This window comes from Massilia sp. LXY-5, assembly GCF_059801075.1.
The window spans coordinates 1-1,501 of record NZ_JBNNEH010000015.1 but is presented as its reverse complement, the minus strand read 5'-3'; the positions used below and the strand labels follow the sequence as shown (position 1 = coordinate 1,501).

Sequence of the window (1,501 nt, the reverse complement as noted above, 5' to 3'; positions counted from 1 at the left end):
TTGCCTGCGGCATCGGTTGCCAACACCGTGAAGGTGTAAGCGGACTTCGTTTCAAAGTCGGGATTGCCGATCAGGGTGACCGCACCGCTGGCGCTGTCGATGCTGAACGCTGCTGCATCGCCTCCCGCTTTCAGGGTGAAGCCAAGGCCGCCACTGATATCGCCGGTATCGGTGGCGGTCGCCGTGTAGACCAGCTGGCCAGCGCCGCTGTTTTCGTCGATCGCGGTAGCCGTATTAGCCGAAGTAATGGTCGGGGCCACCTCATCCAGGTTGTTGATATTCAGGCTGACAGTTTGCTCGGTCTGATTGCCTGCGGCATCGGTTGCCAACACCGTGAAGGTGTAAGCGGACTTCGTTTCAAAGTCGGGATTGCCGATCAGGGTGACCGCACCGCTGGCGCTGTCGATGCTGAACGCTGCTGCATCGCCCCCCGCTTTCAAGGTGAAGCCAAGGCCGCCACTGATGTCGCCGGTATCGGTGGCGGTCGCCGTGTAGACGACCCGGCCGACGCCGCTGTTTTCGTCGATCGCCGTAGCAACCGCGCTTGACGTAATGGTCGGCGCGACTTCGTCGAGGTTGTTGATATTCAGGCTGACAGTTTGCTCGGTCTGGTTGCCTGCGGCATCGGTTGCCAACACCGTGAACGTGTAGGCGGACTTGGTTTCAAAGTCGGGATTGCCGATCAGGGTGACCGCACCGCTGGCGCTGTCGATGCTGAACGCTGCTGCATCGCCTCCCGCTTTCAGGGTGAAGCCAAGGCCGCCACTGATATCGCCGGTATCGGTGGCGGTCGCCGTGTAGACGACCCGGCCGACGCCGCTGTTTTCGCTGATCGCCGCAGCAACCGCTCCGGAAGTGACGGTCGGCGCCACCTCGTCCAGGTTGTTGATATCCAGGCTGACAGTTTGCTCGGTCTGGTTGCCTGCGGCGTCCGTTGCCACCACGGTGAAGGTGTAAGCGGACTGGGTTTCAAAGTCGGGATTGCCGATCAGGGTGACCGCACCGCTGGCGCTGTCGATGCTGAACGCTGCTGCATCGCCTCCCGCTTTCAGGGTGAAGCCAAGGCCGCCACTGATATCGCCGGTATCGGTGGCGGTCGCCGTGTAGACGACCCGGCCGACGCCGCTGTTTTCGTCGATCGCGGTAGCAACCGCGCTCGAAGTAATGGTCGGCGCGACTTCGTCCAGGTTGTTGATGTTCAGGCTGACAGTTTGCTCGGTCTGGTTGCCTGCGGCATCGGTTGCCACCACGGTGAAGGTGTAAGCGGACTTGGTTTCAAAGTCGGGATTGCCGATCAGGGTGACCGCACCGCTGGCGCCGTCGATGCTGAACGCTGCTGCATCGCCTCCCGCTTTCAGGGTGAAGCCAAGGCCGCCACTGATGTCGCCGCTATCGGTAGCAGTGGCGGTATAGACCAGCTGGCCGACGCCGCTGTTTTCGTCGATCGCCGCAGCAACCGCGCTCGAAGTAATGGTCGGCGCGACTTCGTCCAGGTTGTTGA

At 61.8% G+C, this 1,501-nt stretch carries 1 protein-coding gene; it reads right to left on the bottom strand.

Annotated elements, in window-relative coordinates; all coding sequences use genetic code 11:
• A partial coding sequence (locus ACI48I_RS24125) for a cadherin repeat domain-containing protein (protein ID WP_498575720.1) occupies positions 1–1,501 on the bottom strand: 1,501 nt, incomplete at both ends.